Origin of the sequence: Cupriavidus sp. WS (genome assembly GCF_000395345.1) — a bacterium.
GTDB lineage: Bacteria > Pseudomonadota > Gammaproteobacteria > Burkholderiales > Burkholderiaceae > Cupriavidus > Cupriavidus basilensis_B.
Genome location: NZ_AQPL01000409.1, coordinates 1 through 4,287, shown reverse-complemented (window position 1 = coordinate 4,287; position 4,287 = coordinate 1). Strand labels below are relative to the sequence as shown.

Sequence of the window (4,287 nt, the reverse complement as noted above, 5' to 3'; positions counted from 1 at the left end):
GGGGGGGGGGGGGGTGGCCGGTACCGGGTTGTGGGCCGGCTAACCCTATGTCCTGAATTCTCAAAAGCTAGTAGACGGCTTCAGGGTTGATTCAGGCCAAGGTATCCTTCCTTCGTTGCTGCAACCACAGCGACCGGGTTTGACAGCCCGGACCAAAAGGGCGAGCAGCCGCCGCCAGGCGGCTTGTCGATCGAAATCGCCCAAGAGGAGGCACTAACATGCCCCGAGTCCTGTTCGCCCGTTCCGGGCAACCAGCGTTTTCCAGTCTTTTCGCCATCATCCTGTGCATGCGCACTCCACAAAGGAGGGCGTCCCATGCGTAAGCACACTGCCTACGGCATCACCGCCGAACATACCGGCGCGGACATGTTTGTCACCGCGCATGCACCTTCCGAAAATCCCTTGAGTCTGGCCGCGGAGAAAGCGGCGCAGTTGAATGCGTTGCTGGTGGCGGCCAGCGAGCAGGTTGACGGCTCGACTTGCGCCAGCCATATCGCGAGGGAAGGGCAGAGCCGTCTCCTGGCGCTGGCCGCTGGGCTTGCGCATGAGACGGCGGTATTGAGTGAGCTTGCTGCGCTGGGCGGTGAAGGGCGCAGCGTCGAGGGTAATAGTTGACGCGCCAGCGTTGATTTTTAGGAAGGGGGCTGCAAGGCTGGTTAGTGCCTTGCAGTCCCGGCATGAATTTGACCCCAATTGGTACAGTCAAGAAGGAATTTCATCTAGATTCGGACTTTACTGATTCATTTCCGTAGCCACTCGCGCGTTAATTCAAAAATCGTGCGCCGAGTCGGAGGACGGAAAGATAGAGAACGGAAACGAGCCGCTTCCTTACTACATGCAAGGTCTGCTATTGCCGTGGTCGTGGAAGAAGAAGGAGAGTTGCAAGGCGGAGGCAATGGCCTGGGCCGCTAGTTGTGGGGCTTGATCTGTGAACAGCACAAGGCAGCGGCGGAAGCACCTGTTCATGCTTGGCACTCTGTTGGTCGCAATGCTGGCGAGCCTGCCATATTGCTATGACGCACTAAACAGGTCGGGCGCGCGAGAATGCCGGAGCGAGACGGTCGGGAGTTACACCGGCGAGACATGCTACCTGCCGCGTGAATGGGGCGTGGTATGTCGGCTCTACGATGCCCGCAGTGGCGAAATGCTGGCGGAGCGCACCTATCTGGATCCCGACGTTCCTCGCCTGCTTTGGATCGATGACCGTGTCCGCTATGACTTCAATGCGAAGGATGGGGAGGGGTTTGTCAAGCTGCCTCCCACGTGGTGGGACGGGCAGCGGGCCAGGCTTCCGTGAGGGCGCTTTATGTGGGGAAGGAAAGGGTAGCGGATGTCTTATTTCGGCCAGAAGCAGCCAGTCGGATCATCGGCCAAGAGCTGTCATCCAACGTCGAAGTGAGCGGCCTGCGCGGCATTTCGCGCAGGTCCGATCGACTGCCGGGTTAGAAGGGCAAATTAACGAGAGCCCCCTGTCATTTATTTTTTGGCGGATTGCTAGATTTGCTAGGTTTGAGGGACGGTGTATTCCCTGGTGTGGTTTTGTTATCACGGCGGCGCTGATCCGGTTTCCCTGTTGATTCTGCTATCGGCTTTGGCCCTGGTTTAAGTGCCATGAATGCTCTCCTTTGTGGTTTAAAAGTTACAGTGTGCGCATACGTTCTAACTTGGTTTTAGGAAAACAGCGTTGCTGTGTAACACCGCCACCTGTCTCCCTAACATCGGCGCATGGATCGCGGCCTGCATCCCGCACGAGTGCTGTTAAGGCGAAATGGATATTCATACAGTACCAACACTCCACGAACAGCGGCACGCTGGGCCGGAGTCACTCTACCTCACTTTGACCATGAACGGCGGTGCGGGCGAGCGGGTTTTCTCGTCTGGACAAAGATTCTGAGCGCCTGCTGTCGGCCGCATTGGCGTCAGCTTCGGGTCGGTTAGAGCCGGCGGGCCATGGCAACCGTCATCCGGCAGGCAGAGACCGGCCACTAGCAGCCGCTGGAGGCTTAGGCACATGCCTTCTTCGCCGCAATGGCGAAATCACATTGGATGGTATTTACCCCAACCAAAATGATCGTTGTACTTTTGGCAGGCCTCTTCATAGCTATCGGCTTCAAAGGTGACCAACAGAACGGGCGTGCCCTCCCACAAACCGCGGCTGACTTCGTCCTCAATGCTGGGCTGCCCCTCCCAAAGAAGGCCTGTCTGCGAAGACCCATCTCCAGCAATGGCTTGCCAAATCTCATATTTTTTAGGCAATTTCACCCTCGTTATCTAGCTACTACGAGCCTGTTAATTTAGCGCTTGAACGACCGCTGTTGGCAATACTGAAGGTCGCCTTCGGGTCGTCAGCCGCCCTCCATGGCCAGCGCTCGTCTCCGTTTCGAGGTCGCTGCAGACCTAGCGTGTGGCAGCCTGCCAGGTGCGTGCAGGCAATCCGCGGCGTCGAAGATCCCAGCCAGCCTGGCCGACCCCGCCGGCGCCAGCGCGCTCCTTGCATTGAGGTCGGCTCGGCAGCATGCTGCGGTCAGCTGGCCGGTGCCGCGGGGCAGTGCGGGGGGAGTCCCTCCCGCAGCCAAGAAGTGATGTGTTTGAATCGCATCCGCATAAGGACAACAATTTTCTAAAGTTTTTTGTTGATATTATGGCGAATAACCCCTATTTTTGAACCATGCCATCGATTCCACCGCGTCGCTCGCCGAAGCACACCCCTGTCTTGGTCAAGAGCTCCCTGGAGCGCTTGGGGAAGCGCCTGATCCTCGCGCGGAGACTGCGGGAAATGACGCAAGAGCAACTCGCCAGCCTGTCGGATGTGTCGCCCTCGACGCTGCGATCGCTGGAGGAGGGCGCCGACGGCGTGTCAATTGGCAACCTGCTCAAGGTCCTGCAAGGCCTGCACTTGCTGGGCCAGGTGGACGAGGTGCTCGATCCACACCGCGACCCTGAGGCCATTCCGTTTGCCGAACGGCGGGTTGGCCGCTGATGCCGACGGTGCCTGTCTGGACCTGGCTGCCAGGGAGCGACACGCCATTGCATGCCGCCGATCTCACGGTCGAGCGCACCGCCCGGTTCAACTATCGGCCCGACTATCTTGCGCGCGGCGACGCGCTCCCCCTGGATCCGGTGGCGCTTCGCCTCGTGCGCAGTGCCCGCGGTATCGCCATTTCTGCCGCCGACGGTCTCCCTGGCGTGATCCGCGATGCTAAGCCGGCGGGCTACGGTGCGGACCGCCTGCATGCGCATGCGGGTACCGAGCTGAGCCCCCTCGAGCTGCTCGAGCGCGGGGTCCCGGATGGCGTCGGGGCCATTGAGGTCTGCGTCGACATGGACCGCAAGCTGGCCTGGCGGCCCAAGGGCCTGGAGGAACTGAAGTCCATCGCTGAAGAGCTGGACGCGGCCGCGCCAGCCAACCGAGCGCTGCGCCGGCTCAACGAGGACTTGGACACCAGCGCGGGCGGGGAGCGCCCGAAGGCGACCCTGGTGCATGAAGGCCGCCTCTGGCTGGCGAAGATGCAGGACCGCGGCGACCGGCCGGCCATGCCGGCCCGCGAGTTCGTGACGATGCGCCTGGCGAACATGGCGGGGCTGGACGTGGCACCAGTGGTGCTGCACACCTTCGGCTCGCACCAAGTCTTGCTGGTCGAACGGTTTGACCGCGCGGGAGATCCGTATCGCCCGCAGCGCCGCCTGTTCGCCAGTGCCCACACGGTGCTGCGACTCCCCTTGGACGCGGTCAGGGGCGATCCGCAGCGCTCCTACCTGAACCTTGGCGATGCCGTGCGCGTGTGGGCGAGGGGGCGCGACGACTTGGGCGCGCTGCTGCGCGAGCTGTGGCAGCGCATGGCCTTCAACGCCCTGGTCGGCAACGTCGACGATCACCCGCTAAACCACGGCCTGCTGCATGACGGCCATGCCAAACGCGGTTGGCGGCTGGCGCCGGCGTTCGACATCACGCCCGCCATGACTGGAATGCCGCGGCCGCTCGCCGACGGCCCCGGATTGTCCATGGCCACCAACGCCGACGGCACGGCCCGTACCGGGGTGCCGCGGCTGACCGCCGCGGCGGGCCATTTCGGGGTGGATGCCGACGCGGCGGGCGCCTGGTTGCAGGCGACGGCCGCGCTCGTGGCCACGAACTGGGAGCCGATGCTGCGTGCGGCGGCGGGGCCGATCATGGAGGACGCCGCCAGGCTGGACGGGCTGATTGCCGAGGCTCGGGCCGCCTTCGCCTACAGCGAGTGGCTGGTCGGAAACCCCTGACCCGGCTCTCAGAGCCTGTTTGAAAATTCA

The 4,287-nt window shown here is 62.2% G+C and carries 5 protein-coding genes; 4 read left to right on the top strand and 1 reads right to left on the bottom strand.

Going from position 1 to position 4,287, the window contains the following annotated elements; translation table 11 throughout:
* Positions 1-315 precede the first annotated feature (315 nt).
* Both K206_RS0128730 and K206_RS0128725 read left to right on the top strand, forming a co-directional pair.
* Positions 316-615 carry a hypothetical protein gene (locus K206_RS0128730; protein ID WP_020205811.1) on the top strand — a complete coding sequence of 100 codons (300 nt, stop codon included), beginning with the start codon at positions 316-318 and terminating at the stop codon, positions 613-615.
* Between the two features lie 349 nt (positions 616-964).
* On the top strand, positions 965-1,297 hold the full coding sequence (locus tag K206_RS0128725) for a hypothetical protein (RefSeq protein ID WP_020205810.1): 333 nt from the start codon (positions 965-967) through the stop codon (positions 1,295-1,297).
* Between the two features lie 740 nt (positions 1,298-2,037).
* Here the strand turns inward: K206_RS0128725 and K206_RS41960 are convergent.
* Positions 2,038-2,262: a hypothetical protein gene (locus tag K206_RS41960; RefSeq protein WP_231401704.1), complete on the bottom strand. Its 225-nt coding sequence runs from the start codon at positions 2,260-2,262 to the stop codon at positions 2,038-2,040.
* A 406-nt stretch (positions 2,263-2,668) separates the two neighbouring features.
* Between K206_RS41960 and K206_RS0128720 the strand changes: the two genes are divergently transcribed.
* Both K206_RS0128720 and K206_RS0128715 read left to right on the top strand, forming a co-directional pair.
* On the top strand, positions 2,669-2,980 hold the full coding sequence (locus K206_RS0128720; RefSeq protein ID WP_029044204.1) for a helix-turn-helix domain-containing protein: 312 nt from the start codon (positions 2,669-2,671) through the stop codon (positions 2,978-2,980).
* A gap of 47 nt (positions 2,981-3,027) precedes the next feature.
* On the top strand, positions 3,028-4,257 hold the full coding sequence (locus tag K206_RS0128715; RefSeq protein WP_231401702.1) for a type II toxin-antitoxin system HipA family toxin: 1,230 nt from the start codon (positions 3,028-3,030) through the stop codon (positions 4,255-4,257).
* The last annotated feature ends 30 nt before the right edge of the window (positions 4,258-4,287 follow it).

Coding starts and splice junctions, on each gene's coding strand:
- K206_RS0128720 (WP_029044204.1), top strand. CDS start 2,669: ATGCCATCGATTCCACCGCGTCGCTCGCCGAAGCACACCCCTGTCTTG.
- K206_RS0128725 (WP_020205810.1), top strand. CDS start 965: ATGCTTGGCACTCTGTTGGTCGCAATGCTGGCGAGCCTGCCATATTGC.
- K206_RS0128730 (WP_020205811.1), top strand. CDS start 316: ATGCGTAAGCACACTGCCTACGGCATCACCGCCGAACATACCGGCGCG.